This is a genomic window from Mucilaginibacter sp. GW822-FHT03E02, assembly GCF_058801545.1.
The window spans coordinates 4,963,620-4,987,482 of the sequence record NZ_JBXANJ010000001.1 but is presented as its reverse complement, the minus strand read 5'-3'; the positions used below and the strand labels follow the sequence as shown (position 1 = coordinate 4,987,482).

Here is a 23,863-nt window from a genome sequence, read left to right as displayed (position 1 = left end):
AAATCGGTTATCCGTTTATCTTGGAGTGGCGCTGTTTTTTATCAAAATTTAAATCTCACAAAAGCTTCTATAGCCTCATATTCTGCAAGGCCCAGTTGGTTATATATCCTGGCGGTTTCGCCGGTACGGTGTTCTGCCCGCACCCAAAATTCCCGGGCATCATCACCCGGAAAAACCGGGATGTCTTTTTGTGATTGATGTTTAAAAATTGCCAAACGTTTTCGCATAACCTCGTCGGGCGAAAGCGGGACCGCCATTTCTATTTCATGAATTTCAAACTCATGCCATGCACCCCTGTATAACCACAGCCAACAATCTTTTATCCACTCTTCGGTACCTTTTAAACGAATTAAGGCCTGAAGAATAATATCGAAACATATTTGATGGGTGCCATGCGGGTCGGCAAAGTCACCGGCCGCAAATACCTGTTGAGGTTTAATTGCCTTTAACAATGCCATCGTTTGTAAAATATCATCTTCATAGCTTACAAGCTTTTGATTTTTAGCCCTGTCATAAAACGGGAGATTCATAAATTGGATACAAAACTCCGGCAAGCCAACAAAACGGACGCCTGCTGTCGCCTCGCCTTTTCTAATTAATCCCTTTATCGTCCGTATTTCGGGCAAATCTGCCTGGTTAGGTTGTTTTGTTTGAAAAAACTGCCACATTTTTTCGTAAAGCGTCTCAAGCTGATATGTGCTATGACTCTGGCTTTTAGCAAAATCAATAGCAAACTCCATATAACGTAGGGTATCATCGTCCCACACAGCGGTATTGCCAGATGTTTGATAAGCCACATGTACATCATGGTTTTGATCGGCTAATCGTATAAATGTGCCACCCATCGAGATTACATCATCGTCCGGGTGAGGCGAGAAGATGATAACGCTTTTTTTAACGGGCAATGCACGCTCCGGCCGTTTGCTATCGTCTGCACCTGGCTTACCACCGGGCCATCCGGTTATGGTATGCTGCAGCTTATTAAAAACCTGTATGTTGATGTCATATACCGGGCCTTTTGCTGTTGCCAGTTGTGCCATGCCATGGTTATTATAATCATCTTCGGTAAGTTTCAATATTGGTTTATGGAGCAACTGCGCCAGCCATATTACCGCTTTCCTGATCAATGGCTCGTCCCAGTTACAGTCTTTTACCAGCCAGGGCGTGTTATAGCGCGTAAGTAACGATGCGGCATCATTGTCCAGAACAAATTCTACATTATTTGAAAGCTGAAGGTATGTCGCCGGTATCTCGGCAGAGATTTCGCCCTCAATGGCTTTTCTGACTATTTCTGCCTTTTTTTCACTCCAGGCCATTAAAATTATTTTGCGCGCCGCCAATATTGTCCCAATACCCATGGTAATTGCTTTTAATGGCACGTTTGCTTTGCCACCAAAGTCACGTGCGGCATCGCTCCGGGTAAGTTCATCCAAAGAAACCAAACGGGTGCCCGAATTAGGGGCCGACCCCGGTTCATTAAACCCGATATGCCCGGTACGCCCTATGCCTAATATTTGCAAATCAAGACCACCACTGGCAATTATTTTTCTTTCATAATCAATGGAAAACAAGGCAACATCTTCCTTTCTAATCGTGCCGTCGGGTATGTGAACGTTATTGACATCGATATCTACATGATCAAACAAGTGCTTTTGCATAAACACTTTATAGCTTTGAACAGAAGATGCTTCTATTGGAAAATACTCATCAAGATTGAAGGTGATCACATTTTTAAAACTCAGGCCTTCTTCTTTATGCAGGCGCACCAACTCCTGGTAAACCATAATTGGCGTTGCCCCGGTAGCCAAACCCAATACCGCTTTTTTCCCTTCGGCCGCTTTTTGTCGTATCAAGGCTTCAATACGTTTAGCTACTTCTTTTGAAGCAGCCGGCATACCCGGAAAAACTGAAACGGGAACTTTCTCAAATCTTGTTTCTTCTAAAAGATTTAAACGTCGCATACTTTATGTAATATGTATTTATTGGATTGCTGACAACCCGCCGGGATAAGTACTAATTTGTTTCTTGTATAACTTGCACTTGCTTGAGGTAAAACTAATTAAAAACGAAGCTCTTGTATCGGATATTGGGGTATAAATCAACGAGAACGTTATCGAAAAAAAAGTGATTTATTACTTTTAATTAAGGAGTTATGGTTATGCGAATTGTAAGTTTACCTTCTGGTAAAATTAAACGGACGAGGGTTTCGTATGCAGTTGACAAGGGTATTCGCATTTGTTATACCTATTCCAAAACAAATACCTTTTTTATTCCCCCACAAGAATTCTGCTTGATCCTGAACTACTGCTTTTTTACAAAAAAAACTCCCGATTCAAAATTAAATAACAATTTAATCCAAAACCCACTAAAACAAGTAAAGCCCCTGATGGGCAGGGGCCTTTACTAACCAATTATAAACCTAAATTATGAGAAGACTTTTTTGTGTTTGTATTACGGTGTAAAAGTAACACTAAGTTTTTATATTCTTTTAAATTATTTTGTAATTTTATTGTAACTTTTATCAAAACAAGTATATCCTGCTGTTTGATTATCAAAAATACAAATATTTCGTTATTAATGTGATAATTTTTTAAAAAATTAATTAGTGCGTCTTACAAAACTAATAAGACAAAAATAATACGATACTTTTCTTCATTTTTTTTCATTAAAAATTAAAATAAGGCAAAATAAACAGCATAAAAAGCCATAATTCAATGAAAAATTATCTTAAAAATAATTTTTCATTGAATTCATGTCAAATTTTATTCCAAAAAATCATTTTTAAATAAAAAAAGAACATAAAATTTATCTTTTCAATCTCGCCCATCAAAAAAATCAGATTTTTTATTGATAAACTAAACTCCCTACATTTGAAGATATTGTGAACAAGGGGATAAAATTTACTTTAAATAAGCACAATTTAAAAACTGCTTCTTCATTTTTGCAGCGCGTTTTACCGTTTTTTTATTTATGACAGTTACCCCGCCTACAAAAACACACCCGCAATTAACGTCTTTCACTTTATGGATCATGACCATTGCCACTTGCCTGGTAGTGGCCAATATTTACTACAACCAGCCCCTGCTGGCTGATATTGCACACACTTTTAAAATATCTGATAAAAAAGCCCAGCAGGTTTCACTATTTACCCAAATTGGATATGCCACCGGCTTATTGTTTATTATACCGCTGGCCGATATGCTTAAACGCAAACGATTAATACTGATAGATTTTGCCCTTGTCATTATCTCGCTATTAATAAGCGCCGCGGCGCCGTCGGTGCTTGTGTTAACCGTAGCCGGTTTTTTACTGGGTGTTTCTTCGGTAATACCGCAGTTACTGATACCTATGGCCGCACACCTGGCTAAACCGGCAGAGCGCGGTAAAAAAATAGGCTTTGTAATGAGCGGCTTGTTGATAGGCATACTACTATCGCGTACGCTGAGCGGTTTTATTGGCGAACATTTTGGCTGGCGTACCATGTACTATATAGCTACAGGATTAATGCTGGCCATGTGGCTAATGATATTTTTCTTTTTGCCCGAAGTTGAGCCCGACTACAAAGGCAGCTATAAAAACCTGATGAAATCGCTTATCCACCTGGTTAAAACCCAGCCAAAACTCAGGATGGCCGCCTTTAGGGGCGCCTTATGCTTTGCCTGTTTTAGTGCTTTTTGGACAACGCTTGTGTTTTTACTAAGACAGCCTCAGTTTAATGCAGGCAGTTCTGTGACCGGTCTGTTTGGATTAGTGGGCGCGTTTGGCGCATTGGCAGCCGGCTTAATGGGCAGGTTAAGCGACAAAATGGACTCGTACAAGCTATCAGGGTATACGTTATTATTAGTACTCATTTCTTTTATCATCTTTTACTTCTCAAACAGCAGCCTTATTGGTTTGGTTATAGGGGTAATTGTGCTGGATATGGGTGTGCAGGCTACGCACATTTCAAACCAATCTATCATATTCGGTTTGATACCCGAGGCACGTAACAGGTTAAATACGGTATATATGGTGTCTTATTTTATAGGCGGCGCATCGGGTACATTTTTAGCCAGCCTGGTTTGGAAAAGCTACCAGTGGACCGGCGTATGTGCTATCGGCATTACATTAGCTGTCATCGCGCTTGTTGCGCACTTCATCAACTACAAAAAAAACGTTCGGAATCAAAGCAAGTGTTCGGTTATTGAATACTAAGCGAACACTTGCTTTGATGTGATTACTCCACCAACAGAAAAAACAAAAAATATTTTCAAACTAAAAACCACTTAAAAACAACCTTTTACACAGCATTTCACAAAAAACCATGAGATTAAGATAACTTTTTTTCGTGATAATGATTTTTTGGCACAGGATTGGAACTGTACCTACCAAACATAACTGTTATGGCAACCAAAAAGAAAACGGTTAAGGAAGAAGAGAAGGAATGGGCTAACCCTGTAGAGCCTACAAAAATAACAGACGCACGCGATGAAGAGCAAATTTTAAGGCAATACAAAGAAGCAAAACGCCGCAAAGACAACCTTACCGAAAATCAGGAAACTGAAAAGAAAGATTAAACTAAAAACATTTTAAACATAAAAAGCTAAAAAACTATGAAGGCTAACAGAAAACTATCAACCAACAAATTAGTAACGCGCTTTGATAATGAATTGAAAACATTGTTGATGAATGACCTGAAATCAATTAAAACTAAAGCAGCCAGGTTGGCAAAAGCAGCTTAACTTATACTGTCACATACTTAACTATAAAAATATCTAACTATGAAAGCCACTAAAACAACCCCGAACATAAATGAATTGGTTGCCCGTTTTGAAGACGAATTGCTAAATATTTTATTGGATGATTTTAGGAATTTCAGAATGAGAAGTCAATTCATAAACAACAACAAGAAGGTAGCAGCACCATCAACACGTAAAGCTGCCTGATCATCATATATCTACATCTACCTATTAAAGTACAACATCACACCTATGAAAACGATAGAGCTCTGCTAAAACAGGGCTTTATTTTTTTGCGGCATATTTAACAATCAGGCTTGCGGTTTTGGCCGATGCGCCGGGTTGGCCCATTCTTTGATCAAGCGTATCATAATCTGCCAGCATCTGTTCCCGGCAGGTACCTTCGTTAGCAATAGCGCTGAGTTCGGCAGCTATTTTCAGCTCATTGCAGTCTTCCTGGATAAGCTCCCTTACTATCCCCTTATCTACAATGAGGTTAACCAACGATATAAATTTAATTTTTACCAGCATGCGGGCTATGGCGATGGTTAACGCATTGCCCTTATATACCACCACCTGTGGGATGTTGAACAAAGCAGTCTCTAAAGTTGCGGTTCCGGAGGCAACAATGGCGGCATGCGCGTTGGTTAACAAATCGTATGTTGCATTAAATATTACAGGAATATTGGTATCCTTCACAAACTGGCTGTAAAACTCAGGCTTAAATGAAGGCGCACCTGCTATAACAAACTGGTAGTCTTTAAACTGCCCGGCAACGGCAATCATATCCGGTAATAAATAATTTATTTCCTGTTTGCGGCTTCCCGGCAACAGCGCTATGATCTTTTTACCGGATACATTATTTTGCTTCAAAAATTCGGGATTAGGCTCAAATGCAGTTATTGCATCCAGCAACGGATTGCCTACATAATCAACATCCATTCCCCAGCTTTTATAAAAATCAACTTCAAAAGGCAATATGCAAAACAAGTGATCAACTATCCGCTTGATTTTTAACACCCGTTTTTGGTTCCAGGCCCATACTTTGGGCGAAATGTAGTAGTTAACCCGCAGGCCAATGGATTTAGCGTATTCTGCTATTTTTAAATTAAAGCCCGGAAAATCAATCAACACCAAAACATCGGGTTGGTATGCCGCAATATCATCTTTACAGGCTTTCATGTTTTTCAAGATAGCGCGCAAATTAATTACAACCTCTACAAAACCCATAAAGGCCATATCGGCATAGTGCTTCACCAGGGCTCCGCCCTCGGCCTGCATCAGGTCGCCACCAAAAAAACGAAATTCAGCCGCCGGGTCAAGTTCCTTTAAAGCTTTCATCAGGTTAGCTCCGTGCAAATCGCCCGAAGCTTCGCCGGCTACCAGGTAATACTTCATCTGATGGGTTGTAGTTTGAGTAAAAACACCGCTGCAGTAAATACGAAGGTGATCAATATCATTCCCGTACCTATATTGTCTTTTCCCTCCTTAAAACAATACCTTATGACAAAAAGATTCAGCGCTATCGCAATCAGATAAGGGATACCTGGCTTATTAAATATCAAAAAGTTGCCCTTAAGCAGATACAAAAAGATGAACAGGCTAATGCCCGGCAGTACAGAACCGTAAAGAAAGCCTGTTAATATGTTATTGTTTTTAAGCATGTATTTTATTTAGCACAGCAATTTACACATTAAATTTCCAGCCATTCAAAAGCGGGATGGCGTGATGCGCCGTCATATCAAACTGAACAGGCACTACCGATGCGTAATTGTGCTCCAAGGCCCAAACATCGGTATCCTCGCCACCATCGTTTAACTGAAAAACCCCGGTGAGCCAGTAATAAGGCCGTTTATGCGGATCAACCCTTTCATCAAACTCTTCGGCCCATTTGGCGTTAGCCTGGCGGCAAATTTTTATCCCTTTGATATCGTGAGTATTTGGAAAATTTACATTGAGTAAGGTATTTGCCGGCAAACCATTGGCTAAAACCTGCTTTGCAAGTTCCTTAACATATTTAACACAATGGCTAAAGTTGGCATCCAGGTTATAATCATCTAAAGAAAAACCAATAGATGGAATACTTTCAATAGCCCCCTCAACTGCTGCCGACATGGTGCCGGAGTACAATACGTTAATGGAATTATTTAAGCCATGGTTAATGCCCGATACGCATAAATCGGGCTTAAGCCCTTTAAATACTTTATTTACGGCAAGCTTCACACAATCAACCGGCGTACCAGAACAGCGGTACATTTCGATACCTTCATAAATATCCACCTTATCTAAACGCAAGGGTTTGCCTATCGTAATGGCATGCCCCATGCCCGATTGCGGGCTATCAGGCGCAACAACCACTACCCTGCCTATCTCGCTCATGGCCTCAATTAAAACTTTGATGCCGGGGGCGGTTATGCCATCATCGTTAACAACAAGAATATTAGGTTGAGTAGATTTCATCATGCGAAATTAATTATATTTGATTTATGCTGACGACTGAAAAGAAATTAACTCTTGATGAATATATGCAGATGCCCATTGGTGCACCTTACCAATACATCAACGGGTGCTTGATTGATTGGCCATCCCGAACAGTAAATCATCACCTTACCCTTGCAGCGGTAGCTACAGCGTTTATAACTTATGAAGACAGGGTTAAAAACAAAGGCACTTATTTAATGGGGCCAATTGAAGTAATACTCGACAATCAAAACTCCTTTCAGCCAGATTTTGTTTACGTTGCCGAAGAAAGGCGCGATATCATTAGGGATTATATTTATGGTCCGCCCGATTTGGTTGTCGAGGTTCTATGGGAAAAGAACGCCTATTATGACCTTCGCCCTAAAAAAGACACCTACGAAAAATACGGCGTAAAGGAATATATAATTATCGACCCCATAGCGCAGAACGCAGACCTTTATGCGTTAACAGATGGTGCATATTACCTTCATCAAAAATCGCAGAAAAATGAGACACTCCATTCTTTAATCTTGCCTGGCTTTGCAATTGACCTTGCAAAGGTTTTCAAATAAAAAGGCCCCGTTCCCGGAGCCTTTTTCCTTATTATAAACTGTTTATCCATTTCACCAGTTCATCGCGCGTTTTACCCGTTTTTTGCTGGAGTTTTCCTAATGTTTCATCGTCCTTACCTTCCTCGTAAGTTAAATCATCGTCGGTAAGATCGCCGTAGGCTTGTTTAATTTTACCCTTCAATTCATTCCAGCCGCCTTTAATTTGTAATTTATCCATGATGTTTTTTAGTTAGATGTATTTGTATAACACCCGGTAAACGATATGGTTTTTGAGGAAAAGAATCAAGAGATTAGAATTAAGACAAAAGCGCACATGGCTGGTTAAAAATCAGCAAACAGAAAAAATCTTGACTCTCGATTCTTGCATCTTGACTCTATTGTTCAACAAACTGCTTTAGCACTTTACGCTCAAAATTGCTGGAGGGCCATAGCTCTATTTTGTAATGATCTGTACCCTCATCCGCTTCAGGATCATTGTTGGCCAAATCGTACGAATAAACCCTGATGCGGTAGTAACCCGGCGTCACGATGGCCTTCAGTTGAATTTTGCTATCCGGATAATCAAGCACTTCCAGTATTCCCGAGCTTATCCTTACTCCGGCCTCAACCACATGGTCGTATTTTTTAAAATCTTTTTCCCTGCTTGCAGCATCCAGTATATCAAGCTGTGCCTTTACATGGCCAAAACTTTCAATGCTGATGCCAACTATATCCCTGTCTTTTGCCGTCGCCATTCTATCGTTATAAGCCGAGGATGTCCAAAAACCGGGATCGCCGGTTTCGCCGGTAAACGCCGAATCGCAGAGGTAAAACTGGTTTTCTTTGGTAAAAAAATCGAGCCGGTATCGTGCAGATGGATTTGGGCGGCTTTTAAATGAAAACAGGGAAAGTAAGACCGCAAAACAGGTAAATAATATTAAACGACATAAATTTCGTTTATGCATACAGTTAGATATGTGCTGCAAGTTACAAAAAAAGAGGCAAGACCTTGTTTGTCTTGCCTCTTGATTCATAATTCTTGATTCTTACCCTACAACGCTCCTGCTTTAATTTCTTCAACCACGGCCGGGTCAAGCAAGGTAGATGTATCGCCTAAGTTGGATGTTTCCCCCTCGGCTATTTTGCGCAAAATACGGCGCATAATTTTGCCCGACCTGGTTTTTGGCAACCCGGTCACAAACTGGATTTTATCCGGCTTGGCTATAGCACCTATAATACGGGCAACAGTCATGGTGATATCCTTACGCGCAAGCTCCGCATCGCCATGCTGGTTAGGGCATACCACAAAGGCATAAACGCCCTGCCCTTTAATATCATGCGGATAACCAACAACCGCCGATTCAACCACACTGCTATGCATGTTGATAGCATTTTCTACTTCGGCGGTGCCAATGCGGTGGCCGGAAACGTTCAATACATCATCAACCCGGCCTGTAATGCGGTAGTAGCCATCGTCGTCGCGTAAACATCCGTCGCCGGTAAAGTACATGTTTTCGTAAGTGGCAAAATATGTTGTGCGGCAGCGCTCGTGGTCGCCATAAGTAGTGCGCAGCATACCCGGCCACGGGAATTTAATACAAAGGTTGCCGCTTACGCCATTACCTTCTATTACTTTGCCATTTTCATCAACCAAAACCGGTTGTACACCTGGCAACGGCAGGGTTGCATACCCTGGTTTAGTTGGGGTAACGTTACAAATTGGCGATATCATTAACCCGCCATTTTCTGTTTGCCACCAGGTATCGGCAATAGGGCATTTGCCGTGGCCAATCTTTTCATCGTACCAGTGCCATGCTTCTTCGTTTATCGGCTCCCCTACCGAACCCAATTTGGTTAACGAACTTAGGTCTTTACCTTTCAAAGGCTCCTCGCCAAAGCTCATTAATGAACGGATAGCGGTTGGTGCGGTATATAATATATTTACTTTAAACTTATCTACAATATCCCAAAAACGGCCGGCATCGGGATAGGTTGGCACACCTTCAAACATCAAGGTTGTTGCACCCTGCGATAAGGGGCCATAAACAATGTACGAGTGCCCGGTTATCCAGCCGATATCAGCGGTACAAAAATAAACCTCGCCTTTGTTGTACTGAAATACATTGGCAAAAGTATAGCCTGTATAAACCATGTAGCCGCCTGTGGTATGCACCACACCTTTGGGCTTACCTGTTGAACCGGAGGTATACAAAATGAACAGCATATCCTCGGCATCCATTACCTCGGCAGGGCAATCGGGGTTACCCTGGGTTTCTACTTTTTTAACTTCATCTTCCCACCAAACATCGCGGCCTTTTATCATAGATACCGGTGTACGGCTACGGGTTAATACAATTACTCTTTTAACCGACCGGCATTGCACCAACGCATCGTCAATAACGCTTTTTAATGGTATGGCTTTATTGCCGCGGAAACCACCATCGGCAGTAATAACAACATTACACTCGGCATCGTTTATCCTATCGGCAATAGATTGCGCCGAAAACCCACCGAATACTACCGAATGGATAGCTCCAATACGGGCACAGGCCAAAACGGCTATAGCCAGTTCGGGAATCATCGGCATGTAAATACAAATACGGTCGCCTTTTTTTGCGCCATTGTTTTTTAAAACATTGGCAAACTGGCAAACTTTATCGTGCAGCTGGCGATAGGTTAATATCCGGTGATCTTCCTGCGGATCATTAGGCTCCCAGATAATGGCCGGCTTATCGCCAATAGTATCGAGGTGACGGTCGAGGCAGTTTTCGGTTATATTGAGCTTAGCACCCTGGAACCATTTTATTTTAGGCTCTTTAAAGTTCCAATCCAGCACTTTATCCCACTTTTTTTGCCACAAAAAGTTTTCGGCTATACCGGCCCAAAATTCTTCGGGCTGCTCAATACTTTGTTGGTATACCTGCTTGTATTCGTCAAATGATGTAATCTTCATAGTGTTTATAATGGAGGGCCTAATTTAATAATTTATATATGATGTAAATATTAATTCTGTTACTTTTTAAAATTATTTAAAAAGTACATAAAAGATCAACCTCTATATTTTTCTGTATTCAATAAAAAGGCTATTTTTATAAGCGCAGCTGACTACACAAAACGAAGTATTAAAGAATTTCTTTCGTTTTAGATAATGCTTAACAAACCTGAATCATGACATCCAAAATAACACTACCAATAATAGCAGTTAGCCTACTAATATTTGCTTGCAAAAAACCAGCACCAACACAAGTAAAGATTTACAGCAGCAGCGGGATAGAGACTTTGAACGGCCACGTGAAAGTAATATATTCCTCATCGTCATATTCAAAACACAATTTCTCCAGGTTAACTTTTGATAGAAAAGGCCAAATGGTTGCTTTGACATATAGTTGGTTAAATATTAATACCACGGCCGACAAAACTGATTCAATTGTTAATGAAGAAAGCACTGTTTATAGTTACAAGTACGAAAAAGAGAAATTGACATCGATAATTTGTGAATTAGGTTCCACGGGGTCGAATTTTTCATCAACATTGAAAATCGATGCATTGGGCCGGTTAATGAATAACAAGGGAGATACAACAGCAGAGAGTTATGACGTTAACAGTTACAAATATGATAAGAAAAATAATCTAACAGAGTATGCAAACTATCAATCAGGAATAAAAGTTGAACCTACTATATTTAGATTTAAGTATGACAACCAGGGTCGCGTTATTGAAGAGAGCTTATGCCCATCTAACGGAGGCATTTATCAAAAAAGAACTTATGAATTTAAAGCGACAGACCCGAAGGGAAACTGGATTAAGGCAATAGTTCGCTTTAAAAACTACATGACCTCAGAAGCTGATTCAAGAACGGATACCATAACCCGCAAAATCAGCTATTATTGAGGTGTTTAAGCTATCTAAAATCTTTTTGAATTATTTTTAATACCGCTATTGAATATTTGATTAAAAAGTCTGATATTTGCAAACTCTTTTTGAATAAAGGGTTGATAATTAAAAATATTTGTCATGTCAAGAATTTGTGATCTAACAGGAAAAGCATCTATAGTTGGTAACAACGTTTCTAACTCAAACGTTAAAACTAAACGCAGATTTCATCCTAACTTAAAACTTAAAAAGTTTTATATCCCTGAAGAGGATAAATGGATTACCTTAAAGGTATCTACTTCGGCTGTAAAAACCATCACTAAAAATGGTATTACTGCATGTATCAATAAATTTGTAAAAAAAGGATACATTTAGTAGTTGTACGTTAACGGTTTTACAAATTGTAAAATTGAAAGCGTACAAAGTATAATTTGAAAAATTACGTAAGCCGTGACGGTGATGCGTACAACATAAAAAGAAAATGGCAAAAAAAGGCAACAGGGTTCAGGTTATATTAGAGTGTACTGAACACAAAACAAGCGGTATGCCAGGCATGTCTCGCTATATTACCACCAAGAACAAAAAAAATACCACTGAAAGACTGGAAATGAAAAAATTCAACCCGGTTTTAAGGAAAGTAACTGTTCATAAAGAGATTAAGTAATTGGTTGATTAAGTTGATTGGTTGATTAGGTTTAGATCCCTGACCATCAGTTAACTCACTAATTCAATGATTCACTAATTCAATAATTAAAAGAAATGGCAAAGAAAGTAGTTGCAACACTGAAAGTAGCAGGTAAAGGCAAAGAATATTCAAAAGTTATCACAATGAACAAATCACCAAAAACAGGTGCTTATTCATTCAAAGAGCAAATTGTTCCTAACGACGCTGTTAAGGACATCATTGCAGGCAAATAATATTTGCTTAAACTTTTGATCAAAATATCGAAGCCGTCTTGTTTTTACGAGAGGGCTTTTTTGTTTTGATATGCAAATTATACAGATGTGCAAATTTCAAATGTGCAAATATGCAGATGAGAAAAACATATCACTTATTACAGCGTAGTGATTAATCTGCACATCTAAAATCTGCACATTTGCATATCAATTATCTGCACATCTGTAATCTAAAATCTGCACATCTAAAATGGGATTATTTGATTTTTTTAAGAAAAAGGAAAATACACAGCAGGAGCAGCAAGCCCTTGATACCGGTTTAGAAAAAACCAAGGATAATTTTTTTTCAAAGATAACCAAGGCCGTCGCAGGTAAATCAACCGTTGATGATGATGTGCTGGATGATTTGGAAGAGATCCTGGTAACATCAGACGTAGGTGTAAAAACCACGCTCAAGATCATCGAACGCATTCAGGAACGTGTAGCCCGCGATAAATACATTGGCACAGGCGAGTTGAATGTGTTGCTGAAAGACGAAATTCAAAAACTCCTGGCCGAAAATAACAGTAACGATTTCCGCAATTTTGAATACGGCGATCATAAGCCCTATGTAATTATGGTGGTTGGCGTTAACGGCGTGGGTAAAACTACTACTATTGGCAAATTGGCCCACAAGCTAAAGCAGGCCGGCAATAAAGTAGTGCTTGGCGCTGCCGATACCTTCCGCGCCGCAGCTGTTGATCAGTTGCAGCTTTGGGGCAAACGGGTTGATGTAAAAGTGGTGGCCCAGCCAATGGGTTCAGATCCTGCCTCTGTAGCTTATGATACCCTACGCTCGGCTGTCGCCAACGGTGATGACGTAGCGATAATAGATACTGCCGGCCGCCTGCACAATAAAGTAGGCCTGATGAACGAGCTTACCAAAATTAAAAATGTGATGCAAAAGGTAATTCCCGGCGCACCACACGAAATATTATTGATACTGGATGCATCAACAGGCCAAAATGCTATTGAGCAATGCAAGCAGTTTACCGAGGCCACCAACGTAAATGCCCTGGCTTTAACCAAGCTTGATGGCACGGCCAAAGGTGGTGTGGTGATAGGAATATCAGATCAGTTTAAAATCCCGGTAAAATATATAGGCGTAGGTGAAGGGGTAGAACATTTGCAGCTATTTGACAGGCAGGCATTTGTAGATTCCTTATTCAAGCAATAAATAATTAAAAATACCGTCATTGCGAGGAACGAAGCAATCTCCCGACATGCAAATCCCCTTAGCAAATCGGGACATTGTTTCTTACTTACCTATGATGTATTAAAAAATACTGTCATTCTGAGGAACGAAGAATCTACTCGTCGACATGCATAGCAGACAGACAAGTTTGCGAATAGATGCTTCGTTCCTCAGCATGACAGGGTCTATTTGACGTCATTTCCTCCTTTTCAGAGGCCGTGGCTTGTAACACTGGCAATGATGCTTTCATATTATGAAAACTAAAGAAGTAATTCGAGAACCCAAAATAGCTAAACCCCGTGTTAACGTGGTTACTTTAGGCTGTTCAAAAAACATATACGATTCTGAGATATTGATGGGCCAGCTGAAAGGCAATCATTTTGATGTGGTGCACGAGGCCGAAAAAGTAGGTAAAAACGACATCATCGTTATCAATACCTGCGGCTTTATCGATAACGCTAAACAGGAATCTATTGATACCATCCTCCAATATAGTGAACTTAAGGAGCAAGGCAAAGTTGGCAAAGTAATAGTTACCGGTTGCTTAAGCGAGCGTTACAAACCTGAGCTGGAAGCCGAGATAACTAACGTTGACGCCTATTTTGGAACCAATGACCTGCAAAACCTGCTGGCTTCTGTAGGGGCCAACTACAAACACGAACTGATTGGCGAACGTTTATTAACCACTCCGTCGCATTTTGCTTATTTTAAAATAGCCGAAGGTTGTAACCGCCCTTGCTCTTTTTGCGCCATTCCGTTGATGCGCGGCAAGCATTTGAGCACACCTATTGACCAATTGGTTAAGGACGCTCAAAACCTGGTTAAAAACGGCACCAAAGAATTAATACTCATTGCCCAGGATTTAACTTATTACGGTTTAGATTTGTACGGCAAACGTAACCTGGACGAATTATTACGCCGCCTGAGCGATGTTAACGGTGTAGAGTGGATCAGGCTGCAATACGCTTACCCATCCGGCTTCCCGATGGAGGTTTTGGATGTGATGAACGAGCGTGACAACATTTGCAAGTACATGGATATGCCATTACAGCACATCAGCGATGATATGCTTAAATCTATGCGCCGTGGCATCACCAAACAAAAAACAATCGACCTGGTAAACCAGATTCGTGATAAGGTACCCGGCATTGCCATGCGTACCACCCTCATCACCGGCTACCCGGGCGAAACCCAACAAGATTTTGAAGAAATGGCTCAATGGGTTGAGGATACCAAATTTGATCGCCTTGGCTGCTTCACCTACTCGCACGAAGAAAAAACACATGCCCACTCATTGGTTGATGATGTACCCGACGAAGTAAAACAAGAACGTGCTGACGCCATTATGGAGATTCAGCAGGGAATTTCTTTTGATAAGAACCAGGAAAAAATTGGCCACGCATTTAAGGTTTTGGTTGATAAAAAAGACGGCAATTACTTTGTTGGCCGCACAGAATTTGATTCGCCCGAGGTTGACAACGAGGTTTTAATTGATGCCAGCATTGATTATGCAACCGTTGGCAGCTTTGTTAACGTGAAGATAGACAGCGCCGAAGACTTTGACCTTTATGGACAAATTGTAAAATAATATTAATTTGCGGCTTGCTGTTGAGTGAATTGAGATTAAAAATCTAATTTCGACACCAGCATTTAATATTTTGATGCCAGCGATGTTATATATCTGATTAAAAAATCCGAAATCGAACATCCGAAATCCCAAATCGAAATGGAAGCCTCCTGTATAAGTTATAAAGAAACCGGATTTTTTTCGCCCACCGTTATTGACTACATCGAAAACCGGGCCGACTTGCAACCTTTTTACGGCTACCGCCCGGATATGGACGGATTTGCCGAACTGCTGAAAAACAAAATAGTTGTTGCCGATCGTGAAATTCTGCACCGCGTTTTATCCAAACAATACGCGGAGAAGTCCGAAGGTCAGGAAGTCCGGAAGTCGGGAAGTCCGGAAGTCGGGAAGTCTGAAGGTGAAGCTAACGTAAAACGTATAACCTATAACGTACAACCACTTACGGCGCAAAACTTAGAACTCTTAAAGCTCGAGAACACCTATACCATTACAACCGGGCATCAACTTAATATTTTTGCCGGTCCGCTGTATTTTCTTTATAAAATAGCTACAGCTATTAAATTAGCCCAACAATTAAAAACTGCTCATCCCGATAAAAACTTTGTACCTGTTTATTGGATGGCCAGCGAAGACCACGATTTTGCCGAGATCAACTATACCAACATCGGCGGCAAAAAAGTGCATTGGTGGTATGAAGCTTCGGGAGCAACCGGCCGTATCAATCCCGATACTATGCGGCAGGCGCTAAACCAGTATAAAGGTGTGTTAGGGATGGAGGGCCACGCCGTAGAGGTTGCCGAAATTGTAGAAACCGCCTATACCAAATTTGATAAGCTGGCCGATGCTACCCGCTACCTGGTGAACGCGCTGTTTGGCCAATATGGTTTAGTAATCATCGATGCCGACGACCATGAGTTTAAAAAGCAGTTTGCCCCAATTATGGAGCAGGATATCATCAATCAAAACAGCTTTAAAAACATCACGGCCACTAACGAGCAATTGCACAAACTGGGTGTGCACATCCAGGTTAATCCCCGCGAGATAAACTTTTTTTACCTGAAGGATAGCCTGCGCGACCGCATAATATTTGAGCACGACAGTTACCAGGTAATGAATACCGAAATTCGTTTTACTGAGGCGGAATTGAAGGAGGAAATAGCCACTTATCCCGAACGCTTTAGCCCTAACGTAGTAATGCGCCCGCTGTACCAGGAATGCATTTTACCCAATATAGCCTACATTGGCGGCGGCGCCGAGGTGGTTTACTGGCTGGAACTGAAAGCTAACTTTGATTTTTATAAGGTTGATTTTCCCATACTCATCCTGCGTAACTCGGCACTGGTTGTAAAGAAGGACCAGGCGGCAAAAGTTAAACACATGGACCTTACAGCTGCCGATTTGTTTAAACCAAACGATACGCTTAAAACCGACTGGGTAAAAAATCATAGCAACCACAACCTGAGCCTGGAAGGTGAATGGCGCGAAATGAGTGCTCTGTTCGAAAAGATAAAACTGCGTTCCTATAAAATAGACCCTACCCTATCGCCTTCAGCATCTGCTGTACAGGCAAGGTTAAAACACGCTATAGATAACCTCGAGAAAAAACTGATCAAAGCAGAAAAACGCAACTATGCTACCAGGCTTGAACAATTAGCTGTAGTTAAAGCCGAGCTTTTCCCTAAAGACAGCCTGCAGGAACGCACCGAAAATTTCGGTTTAATGTATGTACGCTGGGGCCAAACGTTTATTGACGAATTGGTTCGTCATTTTGAACCGCTTGCGTTTGAGTTTACGGTGCTGACGGAGGAATAAATACTAAAGCATAAAATTTAAATGTCATTGCGAGTATCCACCAGGTGAAACCTGAAAAAAGTCGTTATGACGTGCAACGAAATATAGTTAAACCAATGTCCTAAACTACCGTCATTGCGAGGTGCGAAGCAATCCCGAACTATTTGGGACTTAGCATGTAGGGGATTGCTTCGTACCTCGCAATGACGGACATTATATACTGACAATCAATAACTTACAAAAATTTCATTATAAGCGTAGCGCGGCAATGACATAGTTTTCAAACAAAAAACCCGGCGTAAACCGGGTTTTTGTGTTTTTATTTCTTTGTCCAAACGTTATTGTCGGGGTTGTAATCCGGTAATACTTTGTCAGGGTCGTAGGTAACAGATTCAATTTCTTCTGTTGATGGATATTTAAATGTCCAGGTGGCGTTGCGCTCCCAAACTTCAACAGGTAGTTTCAGCCTGTCCACTTTGCCGCTTTTGGTTTTAATTTCCAGGGTAACCGGCATAGCCAATTTACCCAGATTATCAATGGTGATCATGGCGCCTTTAGTAGCATCATTATCAACATATTTAACATCGCTTACGGCAACATCCAAACGCCAGTTGTTCAGGAACCAACCTCTCCAGAACCATTGCAGGCTTTCGCCGGATGCATTTTCCATGGTGCGGAAAAAGTCATCAGGTGTTGGGTGTTTAAATGCCCAGCGCTTGATATAGGTCTGGAATGCAAAATCAAAACGCTCGGGGCCTAAAATTTGCTCACGCAGCAAAGTAAGGCCAACGCCAGGTTTAAAGTATAAAAGAATACCGGTATTCCTTTCTTTAAGGTTGGCTGGCTGACTCAATACCGGCTCTAAATCGGATCTTGTAAGCGTTAACGCCGTTTTATGCATGTCACCGGGCTTGCGATCGTATTCTCCATGATTAAAATCGGCGGTTGACAGCGTGTTGATAAAAGTATTAAAACCTTCGTCCATCCAGCCGTATAAACGCTCGTTTGAACCTACGATCATCGGGAACCAGGTGTGGCCAAATTCATGGTCATTAACACCCCAAAGACCGCCTTTTTTTGCAGTGTATCCGCAAAAAACTATGCCTGGATATTCCATACCACCCACAATACCGGCAACGGCAGTAGCAGCAGGGTAAGGGAATTCAAACCATTTTGCCGAGTTGTACTCGATAGATTTTTTCACATACTCAGTTGAACGCGACCAGGCATCCTGTCCGTCACTTTCAACCGGATAGGCCGAAATTGCGATAGATTTTTTTCCGCTTGGCAAGTCCATTTTAGCTGCATCGATAATAAACGCCGCAGACGAAGCCCATGAAGCATCACGCGCGTTCTTTATTTTAAAGCGCCAGGTAAGTGTAGCTTTACCAGCCGGGCGCGATTTAGGATCGGTAACCTCGGCAGCCGAACGGATAACTACCGTTTTTTCACTTGTGGCAGCCTGTGCCCAGCGTTTTTGCTGCTCAGGCGTATATACTTCGGTTGGATTCAATAATTCGCCAGATGCCACTACAATGTGGTTTGCAGGAGCAGTAATGCTCAGGTCAAAATCGCCATACTCCAGGTAAAACTCACCCGGGCCGGTGTAAGGTTGGGTATTCCATCCCATTACATCGTCATATACACACATGCGTGGGTACCACTGGGCCACGGTATATATTTTTCCGTTTTTCGATTTTTTATCATCCAGGTATCCCATACGGTCTGATCCGTAATTGGGCGATACAAATGAATATTCTATCTTCAGCTTAACGTTACCGCCATTGGCAGTTACCTGTTTTGGCAAAAATACCTGCATGCGGGTATCGCTAATCAGGAATTTAACATCGGTAGTGCCGCCTTTTGCATCAACCGCCTTAACCGATTTTATTTTGTAACCCGCATCAAATGCTTCGCCGCGGCCCCAGTTACGGCTGCCGGTTGGCGGAACAATTGCTGTACCGCGGGAGTCTAACTTAAATAAATTCTGATCCAGCTGCATCCATAAAAAACTCAGGTTTTGCGGGCTGTTATTGGTATAGGTTAAAACTTCCGACCCTGTAATCAGGTTGCTTTTATCGTCAAGGGTTGCGGCCAGGCTATAGTCGGCGCGGTTTTGCCAGTATTTTGCGCCTGGCTGCCCGTCGGCTGCACGAAACTCGGTACCATTTTTAGTATAAAACGGCGGGCCAAAAGCTTCATGATAACTGTAATCAGATGCCGGTGCGGCGGCTGGAGGAGGGGTTGGTGCCTGTTGCGCGTTAACAGCAGCAATAGCCATCATAAAGGCCGTACTTAAACCGGCCATTAGTTTTAAATTCATTTCAGTCAATTTTGAGAATACAAAGCAAGTATACACAAAAAAGCTTTTTTAAATAGCCCGTAAAATGATTGTTACGCGTTTGTTAATTAGTGAATGCCTGAATTAGTGAATTATTGATTTGTTTTGTATTTTGCTACTAATCAGGTTAATTGAGTTAATTCCTTAATATCATCGACATTTGCTTTCAAAAAACTTTTTCTTTATTTTTGAGTGTGGACAATATCAAACCCGACACCGCTCCAAAGAAGCAAAAGGCATCATCTATAAACCCTTTCATTAAAATGATTGAGGATAAGAAAAATATTGCACAGGCTATTGAAGAGGGAAAACCACTTTCTACTCTTAAAGATATTAAGTTTGTCAAACCTTTATGATTTAACTCCCGTATCCGAGGGGTATCAATTCATCAACAATTCCGGCGATCAGTATTATGTTTATTTAACAGCATATAGCCTATTAGATCCTTTACTTCAGGGTGAAGAGGCTTACGTTAATGTTTATATGCTTGGTTTTAATTGCAAAAGGGCAAAACCTGAAGATTCATTTAGTTACGATGCCAATACAAAGCATACCATCATTTCGATATTTAAAAGTTTATTGGACCAATTCAATGAAGAAGCATTTCTGTATATCTGCGATAACAAGGATGGCCGGGCCCGTAATCGCAGAATAACTTTTGGGCGATGGTTTAATGAAGCGAATGATGGATATGAGCACCATCATTCGCACTTTAAATATGGAAGCGAAGATTGGTACAGTGCTATGATAGTCAAAAAGGATAAGCCGGATAAGCAATTTTATATTGATGCTTACCATTTTACTTTAGCGCAAATATTGAACGGTAATGATGAATAACAAAGCTTTAGCGCCGCATAAACTTACAGGAGTAATATTACTTCCTCAAAAAATGATCGGCATATACCTTTTCGTCAAAACCAAAAAACAGGAAACCGCCGTCTTCAATAACCGGGCGTTTTATCATGCTGGTTTTTTGCTGCAGCAATTGCAGGGCATCTGTATTTGTTTTTACGCTTTCTTTAACCGCCGGGTCAAGCTGTTTCCAGGTTAGGCCCTGCTTGTTCATGAATTTTTCGTATCCGGCTTTTGTGTCCCACTCCTGTAGCTTTTCGGCGCTAACACCCAGTTTTTTAAAATCCTGGAAATCGTAATCTACTTTGTTTGCTTTAAGCCAGTCGAGGGCTTTTTTTACTGTATTGCAATTGGTAATTCCGTAAACTTTCATACCGCAAAGCTATTGATTTCCGCCTCCACTTTTACTACCGCCGCCCTTGGTATCATCATTATTGATACCACGCTGGTTCTTTTTAATATCACTGTTAAGCTTGCCAAATTTATAATTAAGCCTTATGGCAAAGTTGCGGTACGGGTTGGTGCCGCTGTAAGTATTATAAAAATCATTAGTGCGGGTATAGCCATGGTAAGTACGGTATTTACTGTAGGGGTTATTGGCAACCAGCGATACCGTAAATGTTTTCTTGAAAAACTCCTTTGAGGCTACGTACGAGTTAAATATAAAACTGCTTGATTTTCCCTGCAGCGTTACATCGCCGCTAAAGAAACCTGCATCCAGCGCCAGGCGGTAGCCGCCGTCAAACTTATAGGCCAGGTTTCCAAAAGCACGGCCGGTGTAGCCGTCGTTGGTATAAAAGCTCCCGTTATAAGTTCCCTTGAGCCAAATGTGCGAAATTCCGCCATTGATGCTAACGGTAAACTTTTTGGTAATAGTTAAATTGGTATTCAGGTTTAAACCAAGGGTGCGGTTGCTGCCCAAATTTTGATACGTGGTGTAAGTAACGGTATCAATCAGCGTGCTCACATTCTGGATAGAGTTATTGGAGAAGGCGTAGCTTAACCCGGCGTTGATAGAACCCTTTTTAAAATTGCTGTACGTAAGCTCAAATGTATTGTTAAGCTCGGGCCGCAACTGCGGGTTACCGGTGGTTACAAACTTAGGGTTTGAATTATCAACAAATGGATTTAGCTGGTATATACCTGGGCGCTGAATACGCTGGGTGAAGCCAAAATTAAAGCTGCTTGTTTTAAAGCTTCGCTGTATGGATATTGACGGGATTAAGTTATTGTATCCCCTATCCAGCGGTGTACCGGCAAAATCGGCGTTTACCTGGGTATGTTCCAGGCGTAAGCCGCCCTTGGCTGTCCATTTGGTGAATTTTACCTGGTACGAATTATAGGCGCTGTATACATCCTGGTGATAATCAAACGTATTGGTCTGGTTGGCATCTACCATATAATCGCCGGTATTGGCGTCCTGGTTTTCGCGCCTGTAATCGCTAAAATTATTGCGCAGTATCACCTTACCGCCCATTTCAAGGTTTACTTTCTTAAATGGGTACACATAATCTAACTGAAAGGTATGCGCCTTGTCGCCTGCCTTATTATACTGCCTGAAATTGGGATTGTTAACTTCATCAAAATTCACCCTATCGGTAAAATTATTGCTGTTATACTGGTTACCTGGCGAATAGCTGTATTTATAGGATGCGGTAAGCAATTCATCCTTTTTATTTTTGAACCCAAGCTGGTAATTAACAGAAATATCAGTTCCCTTATCGTGGTTTGTCCCATCGTTCAGGCTCCGGTAAGCCTCGGCAATGGTACCGTCTTTTTTTATCTGTGTTGATGTTTGGTCGCTGTTCTGGTTAAAATTTCCCTGGAAAAGCTCGAACGAACCGGTTACCAGGTTTAAACTATCCAACTCGTAACTTAACTCGGCGTTGGCGTATTTGTACTTTCCCTCAAACCAGCCATTACCATTTTGATTTAATACCGACTGCGAAACATTTTGTGTTTGCGAACTTTGGTTACTGTTGTTAACCCTGTTTTGATTACCAAAACCGGCGTAGCCCGACAGACCAAATTTACCTTGCTTTACCGTAGCGTTTAAATTGTAGCCCGGCCCCCAAATGCTGTTAAAACGCGAGTTGATACTGCCGTTGTAGCCCTGGTCGGCATTTTTTTTGGTAACGATATTGATAATGCCCGATAAACCCTCCGCATCATACTTTGCGGGTGGTGTGGTAATTACCTCTATCCTTTCAATATTGGTTGCCGGCATGGCCTTCAGCACATCCGACGGATTTTTGGCCATCAGGGCCGATTCTTTACCGTTTACCAGTATCTTATAATTGCCGCTTCCTTTCAGCCTTATTTTATCGTCGCCATCTACCGATAGCAAGGGTACCTTACGCATCATATCCAGGGCCGATATCGCTTTACTTTCCGGGTCGGCCTGTACATCATAAGTAAGCCTGTCAACCTCCTGTTTCATTACCGGCCTTACGGCGGTAACACTCACCTCGCCCAGTTGCTTGCTGGCGGCCGACATGTATATTTTACCGGCATCAACTGCAGATGCGGCAACTTTAACAGGAAATGTTTTTGATGCAAAGCCAACAAATGCAACAGCCAGCCGGTAAGTTTTACCTTCGGGCGCTTTAAGCTCAAAGCTGCCATCGTCTTTGGTAAGGGTACTTTTTACCGATGCCTTTGTACCCGCATCCTGCAAAACAACGGTAACATAGCCCAAAGGCTTATTTGCCGCCGAATCAATAACTACGCCTTTAACGGTAATATTTGAAGGGCTGGGGTTTTGCGCTATCGCCAGTATGGAGAAACAACAGCAAATTACTGTTAGTACAAATTTTTGCATAAGGAATTTAGGTGATATGACGCAGCAAGATACCTATGTGTTGCAACATGGGGCAACTATTTAACACTTTTTAACTAATTAGTTAGTTATCAGCCGGTAAATTTTTTATTTGTTAAACCTGGTCATGGTTAGTTCGGTGCCGATGGTGCAAAAACTCTTCACCATTTCTATCGACCGATCAATCAGCGCGGGCAGTTCGGGTTTCTCATCATCATCAAAACCACTCAACACATAATCAACCTGGCGGCCTTTAGGGAAGTTATCCCCCACTCCAAAGCGCAGGCGCGCGTAATTGTTATGGCCAAGTGTAGCTTCAATATGTTTTAAACCGTTATGCCCGGCGGCACTGCCTTTAGGTTTTAGGCGCAGGGTACCCAGGGGCAGTGCAATGTCATCAACAATAACCAGTACATTTTCCAGCGGAATCTTTAAATCTTTCATCCAATGGTTAAGCGCTTTACCGCTCAGGTTCATAAAAGTGGTAGGTTTGATAAGGCAAAGCGTGCGCCCTTTAACAGATACTTCGGTATAATAAGCCAGGCGCATATTGTAAAATTTGGCGCCATCCTGTTTAGCCAGTTCATCCAAAACCATAAAGCCTATATTATGCCGGGTATCAGCATATTCGGGGCCTATATTCCCAAGTCCTACTATTAGATATTTCATTTAGGGAAGCAAAGATAAAAGTTTTTTGGATTAAGGATTTTAAGACCATAACTGCTTTTAAAATTGATAAG

25 protein-coding genes are annotated in these 23,863 nt (G+C 41.5%); 14 read left to right on the top strand and 11 right to left on the bottom strand.

From position 1 onward, the window contains the following. Positions 1 to 41: 41 nt before the first annotated feature. Positions 42 to 1,961, bottom strand: a complete 1,920-nt coding sequence (locus tag AC1RM2_RS20690) for a glucosamine-6-phosphate deaminase (RefSeq protein WP_492987051.1) — start codon at positions 1,959 to 1,961, stop codon at positions 42 to 44. A gap of 1,009 nt (positions 1,962 to 2,970) precedes the next feature. Here AC1RM2_RS20690 and AC1RM2_RS20685 point away from each other — a divergent pair. The 4 genes from AC1RM2_RS20685 (at position 2,971) to AC1RM2_RS20670 (ending at position 4,925) form a co-directional block, all read left to right on the top strand. Further along, a complete protein-coding gene (locus AC1RM2_RS20685; RefSeq protein WP_492987050.1) occupies positions 2,971 to 4,194 on the top strand; it encodes an MFS transporter in 1,224 nt (407 codons plus the stop codon). 188 nt (positions 4,195 to 4,382) lie between these two features. Next, entirely contained in the window at positions 4,383 to 4,556 is a 174-nt protein-coding gene (locus tag AC1RM2_RS20680) for a hypothetical protein (protein ID WP_492987049.1), read from the top strand. Positions 4,557 to 4,592: 36 nt separating this feature from the next. After that, on the top strand, positions 4,593 to 4,721 hold the full coding sequence (locus tag AC1RM2_RS20675; protein WP_492987048.1) for a hypothetical protein: 129 nt from the start codon (positions 4,593 to 4,595) through the stop codon (positions 4,719 to 4,721). 39 nt (positions 4,722 to 4,760) lie between these two features. Continuing rightward, positions 4,761 to 4,925, top strand: a complete 165-nt coding sequence (locus AC1RM2_RS20670; protein ID WP_492987047.1) for a hypothetical protein — start codon at positions 4,761 to 4,763, stop codon at positions 4,923 to 4,925. A gap of 78 nt (positions 4,926 to 5,003) precedes the next feature. Here the strand turns inward: AC1RM2_RS20670 and lpxB are convergent, their stop codons facing one another. From lpxB to surE, 3 genes are read right to left on the bottom strand one after another with little or no spacing between them, the layout of a single operon-like run. After that, positions 5,004 to 6,116, bottom strand: a complete 1,113-nt coding sequence (gene lpxB / locus AC1RM2_RS20665) for a lipid-A-disaccharide synthase (protein WP_492987046.1) — start codon at positions 6,114 to 6,116, stop codon at positions 5,004 to 5,006. Then, complete coding sequence (locus tag AC1RM2_RS20660; RefSeq protein WP_492987045.1) at positions 6,113 to 6,382, bottom strand: hypothetical protein; 270 nt, start codon at positions 6,380 to 6,382, stop codon at positions 6,113 to 6,115. The genes lpxB and AC1RM2_RS20660 overlap by 4 nt, the downstream gene beginning before the upstream one ends. Before the next feature lie 22 nt (positions 6,383 to 6,404). Beyond that, positions 6,405 to 7,178 (bottom strand): 5'/3'-nucleotidase SurE, encoded by a 774-nt coding sequence (gene surE / locus AC1RM2_RS20655; RefSeq protein ID WP_492988263.1) that lies wholly within the window; start codon positions 7,176 to 7,178, stop codon positions 6,405 to 6,407. 26 nt (positions 7,179 to 7,204) lie between these two features. Between surE and AC1RM2_RS20650 the strand changes: the two genes are divergently transcribed. Then, positions 7,205 to 7,750, top strand: a complete 546-nt coding sequence (locus AC1RM2_RS20650) for a Uma2 family endonuclease (RefSeq protein ID WP_492987044.1) — start codon at positions 7,205 to 7,207, stop codon at positions 7,748 to 7,750. Between the two features lie 31 nt (positions 7,751 to 7,781). Here AC1RM2_RS20650 and AC1RM2_RS20645 read toward each other — a convergent pair whose 3' ends face one another. The 3 genes from AC1RM2_RS20645 to acs form a co-directional block, all read right to left on the bottom strand. Continuing rightward, positions 7,782 to 7,967, bottom strand: coding sequence for a CsbD family protein (locus AC1RM2_RS20645; RefSeq protein WP_090641334.1), 186 nt, complete (start codon positions 7,965 to 7,967; stop codon positions 7,782 to 7,784). 157 nt (positions 7,968 to 8,124) lie between these two features. Then, positions 8,125 to 8,694, bottom strand: coding sequence for a hypothetical protein (locus AC1RM2_RS20640; RefSeq protein ID WP_492987043.1), 570 nt, complete (start codon positions 8,692 to 8,694; stop codon positions 8,125 to 8,127). 86 nt (positions 8,695 to 8,780) lie between these two features. Further along, positions 8,781 to 10,682, bottom strand: a complete 1,902-nt coding sequence (gene acs, locus AC1RM2_RS20635; RefSeq protein WP_492987042.1) for an acetate--CoA ligase — start codon at positions 10,680 to 10,682, stop codon at positions 8,781 to 8,783. Positions 10,683 to 10,897: 215 nt separating this feature from the next. Between acs and AC1RM2_RS20630 the strand changes: the two genes are divergently transcribed. The 7 genes from AC1RM2_RS20630 to bshC all read left to right on the top strand — a co-directional run bounded on the left by AC1RM2_RS20630 (position 10,898) and on the right by bshC (position 17,133). Continuing rightward, positions 10,898 to 11,620, top strand: coding sequence for a hypothetical protein (locus AC1RM2_RS20630; RefSeq protein ID WP_492987041.1), 723 nt, complete (start codon positions 10,898 to 10,900; stop codon positions 11,618 to 11,620). Positions 11,621 to 11,743: 123 nt separating this feature from the next. Next, the gene (gene rpmB / locus AC1RM2_RS20625) at positions 11,744 to 11,977 is read left to right on the top strand and encodes a 50S ribosomal protein L28 (protein ID WP_090641306.1); all 234 of its coding nucleotides are present in this window, start codon (positions 11,744 to 11,746) and stop codon (positions 11,975 to 11,977) included. Positions 11,978 to 12,083: 106 nt separating this feature from the next. Continuing rightward, positions 12,084 to 12,266 (top strand): 50S ribosomal protein L33, encoded by a 183-nt coding sequence (gene rpmG / locus AC1RM2_RS20620; RefSeq protein ID WP_067063463.1) that lies wholly within the window; start codon positions 12,084 to 12,086, stop codon positions 12,264 to 12,266. Positions 12,267 to 12,361: 95 nt separating this feature from the next. After that, positions 12,362 to 12,520 carry a DUF4295 domain-containing protein gene (locus AC1RM2_RS20615; RefSeq protein ID WP_090641302.1) on the top strand — a complete coding sequence of 53 codons (159 nt, stop codon included), beginning with the start codon at positions 12,362 to 12,364 and terminating at the stop codon, positions 12,518 to 12,520. A gap of 229 nt (positions 12,521 to 12,749) precedes the next feature. After that, the gene (ftsY, locus tag AC1RM2_RS20610; RefSeq protein ID WP_492987040.1) at positions 12,750 to 13,715 is read left to right on the top strand and encodes a signal recognition particle-docking protein FtsY; all 966 of its coding nucleotides are present in this window, start codon (positions 12,750 to 12,752) and stop codon (positions 13,713 to 13,715) included. Positions 13,716 to 13,986: 271 nt separating this feature from the next. Then, on the top strand, positions 13,987 to 15,321 hold the full coding sequence (gene rimO / locus AC1RM2_RS20605) for a 30S ribosomal protein S12 methylthiotransferase RimO (RefSeq protein ID WP_492987039.1): 1,335 nt from the start codon (positions 13,987 to 13,989) through the stop codon (positions 15,319 to 15,321). Between the two features lie 138 nt (positions 15,322 to 15,459). Beyond that, a complete protein-coding gene (gene bshC, locus AC1RM2_RS20600; RefSeq protein WP_492987038.1) occupies positions 15,460 to 17,133 on the top strand; it encodes a bacillithiol biosynthesis cysteine-adding enzyme BshC in 1,674 nt (557 codons plus the stop codon). A 298-nt stretch (positions 17,134 to 17,431) separates the two neighbouring features. On the opposite strand, the gene AC1RM2_RS20595 is transcribed toward bshC, so the two are convergent. Next, the gene (locus tag AC1RM2_RS20595; RefSeq protein ID WP_492987037.1) at positions 17,432 to 19,435 is read right to left on the bottom strand and encodes a M1 family metallopeptidase; all 2,004 of its coding nucleotides are present in this window, start codon (positions 19,433 to 19,435) and stop codon (positions 17,432 to 17,434) included. Positions 19,436 to 19,647: 212 nt separating this feature from the next. Between AC1RM2_RS20595 and AC1RM2_RS20590 the strand changes: the two genes are divergently transcribed. Further along, entirely contained in the window at positions 19,648 to 19,809 is a 162-nt protein-coding gene (locus tag AC1RM2_RS20590) for a hypothetical protein (protein WP_492987036.1), read from the top strand. Continuing rightward, positions 19,793 to 20,290, top strand: coding sequence for a DUF6169 family protein (locus AC1RM2_RS20585; RefSeq protein WP_492987035.1), 498 nt, complete (start codon positions 19,793 to 19,795; stop codon positions 20,288 to 20,290). The genes AC1RM2_RS20590 and AC1RM2_RS20585 overlap by 17 nt, the downstream gene beginning before the upstream one ends. Before the next feature lie 37 nt (positions 20,291 to 20,327). On the opposite strand, the gene AC1RM2_RS20580 is transcribed toward AC1RM2_RS20585, so the two are convergent. The 3 genes from AC1RM2_RS20580 to pth form a co-directional block, all read right to left on the bottom strand. Next, a complete protein-coding gene (locus AC1RM2_RS20580; protein ID WP_492987034.1) occupies positions 20,328 to 20,678 on the bottom strand; it encodes a Spx/MgsR family RNA polymerase-binding regulatory protein in 351 nt (116 codons plus the stop codon). Positions 20,679 to 20,687: 9 nt separating this feature from the next. After that, positions 20,688 to 23,126: a TonB-dependent receptor gene (locus AC1RM2_RS20575; RefSeq protein ID WP_492987033.1), complete on the bottom strand. Its 2,439-nt coding sequence runs from the start codon at positions 23,124 to 23,126 to the stop codon at positions 20,688 to 20,690. A 105-nt stretch (positions 23,127 to 23,231) separates the two neighbouring features. Continuing rightward, positions 23,232 to 23,792 carry an aminoacyl-tRNA hydrolase gene (gene pth / locus AC1RM2_RS20570; protein WP_492987032.1) on the bottom strand — a complete coding sequence of 187 codons (561 nt, stop codon included), beginning with the start codon at positions 23,790 to 23,792 and terminating at the stop codon, positions 23,232 to 23,234. Between the last annotated feature and the right edge of the window lie 71 nt (positions 23,793 to 23,863).